The sequence below is a fragment of the Streptomyces sp. YIM 98790 genome (assembly GCF_011421595.1).
Lineage (GTDB): Bacteria > Actinomycetota > Actinomycetes > Streptomycetales > Streptomycetaceae > Streptomyces.
Genome location: NZ_WTLH01000367.1, coordinates 1 through 2012, shown reverse-complemented (window position 1 = coordinate 2012; position 2012 = coordinate 1). Strand labels below are relative to the sequence as shown.

1 protein-coding gene and 1 pseudogene are annotated in these 2012 nt (G+C 79.0%); both read right to left on the bottom strand.

Going from position 1 to position 2012, the window contains the following annotated elements; all coding sequences use genetic code 11:
* Positions 1-1407: polyprenol phosphomannose-dependent alpha 1,6 mannosyltransferase MptB (gene mptB, locus GQS09_RS28075; protein WP_165990325.1), on the bottom strand; the 1407-nt coding region annotated here is incomplete at its 3' end.
* 325 nt (positions 1408-1732) lie between these two features.
* Positions 1733-2012, bottom strand: a pseudogene (locus GQS09_RS28070) (hypothetical protein); the annotation flags it as partial.

Genomic DNA, 2012 nt, shown 5'->3' with positions numbered 1-2012 from the left:
GGAGCCGGGGCCGAGGCGGCCGGCCCACCACAGCGCCGGCAGCGCGCAGCAGCCGCCGCTGACGGCCAGCGCGAGCTGGACCGGGTCCGGGGCGAAGCCACTGGGCAACACGGCGAAGGCGAGCACGCCGCTGGCTGCGGCCAGCGCGGCACGGGCCCGTCCCGGCGGCGCCGCGGCGGCCACCAGGAACACGCCCCACAGCAGGTACCAGGGGCGGATGGCCGGCCCCAGGACGGCCAGCGCGGTCAGCGACAGGCCCAGCGCGTACAGCGGGGCGAGCCGGGGCCGCCGCAGCCACAGCACCAGTACGGCGGCGGCCAGGGCGGACAGGCCGAGCAGCTGCCAGGCGGGCTGCGCGAGATGGGCCGGTCCGTCCCCCGCGGCACGCAGTGCGTCCCGGGTGATCCGGCCCAGCACGCCGACGGGCGCCCAGTTGTCCGGTGAGACGGGGGTGCGCAGGGCCCCGATCCAGCCGTAGCCGTGGCCGGTCAGCGCGGTGCCCAGCACGGTGGTGGCCAGTGCGGTGGCGGCGACCGCGGCACCGGCCCGCCACCAGCGGGCACGGCCGGACAGCCGGCGGGCCCGGAGCGAGACCACGGCCAGCAGCCCGAGCGCGGCCGGCACCTTGACCAGGGCGGCCAGCGTGACGAGCACGGTCGCCAGCACCGGGGCCAGGAACCGGCGGCGGCCGAGCGCGGCCACCAGGCCGGTGCCGAGCAGCCCGAGCATCACCGCGTCGTTGTGCGCCCCGGCCACCAGGTGCAGCAGCACCAGGGGGTTGAGCGCGCCCAGCCACAGGGCGCGGCCGGGGTCCGTGCCGCAGGCCCGGGCCAGCGGGGGCAGCGAGAGCACCATCAGCGCCACGCCGAGCAGGGCGAGCAGCCGCATGCCGAGCACCCCGGAGCGGAGCTCGGCACGGGTGAGGTCGTTGATCAGCGAGGCGAGGGACAGGAAGACCGGGCCGTAGGGGGCGGGGGTGCGCTGCCAGGCGGGGGCGACCTCGGCGGCGAGCGGCCCGCCGAGGTCGGCCGGGCCGTGGGCGTAGGCGTCGAGCCGGGCATCGGCCATGGCGCCCTGCGCGAGGTAGCTGTAGACGTCACGGCTGAACAGCGGCGGGGCGAGCAGCAGGGGCACGGCCCAGAGGGCGAGGGTGGCGAGCAGTGCGCGGGGGCCGGGAGGATCGGCGCCGCGCAGGGCGCGGCCCAGCCGGGCCCAGGCGGCGACCAGCAGCACCAGCCCGAAGTAGGCGGCGGCCAGGCCCAGGGCGGCCCGTCCGGCGGGGAGGGCGGCGACCCGCTGCACCGAGAGCGCACCGGCGCTGCTGCCGCCCGCGGCCAGCGCCACGGTGCCGGCCAGGCCCGCCAGGCGGCAGCGCCGCAACTCGTCGCGTTCTCCGGTGCCCGGCACACCGGCAGACTGCTCACCCCTGATGACCGCCGGGCGACCACCGCGTGTCGTACACCGCAACAGCCCGCGCGCCGCGGCCGGTCACCAGGGGCGGGCGGTCGTCAGGGGCGGGCGGTCGTCAGGGGGGTCCGGTGGGCGGCTGCCGCGCCGGGCACCGGGAAGCCACCCGGGCGGGCCTGCGGGCCACGGGGTGTTCACGGCAGGAGGCGGCAACGGACCGCAGGGGCCGCCGGGTGGTCCTCCGCGGCGGACGTGTTCCCGGGCCGGTTCCCGGGCCGGCCGGTGCCCTGTCCGGTGCGGCGGGCGCGTGCGGCCCGCGCGGGGCTCAGCTGGCGCGCAGCCGGCGGACCAGGATGCTGGCCTCGCCGCGGGATTCGAGATCGGCCAGGACCACGGCGACGGCCTCGCGGACGATCCGGCCGCGGTCCACCGCGAGCCCGTGTTCGCCGCGCAGCACCAGCCGCGCCTGTTCGAGGTCCATCAGCTCCTCGGCGGAGACATAGACGGTGATCTTCTCGTCGTGGCGTTCCCGGCCGCTGGGGCGGCGGGCCATGCGGCCGGCGCGGCCGGCGCGCTGGGCTGCCGCCGCGGCCTGCTGCTGGCCG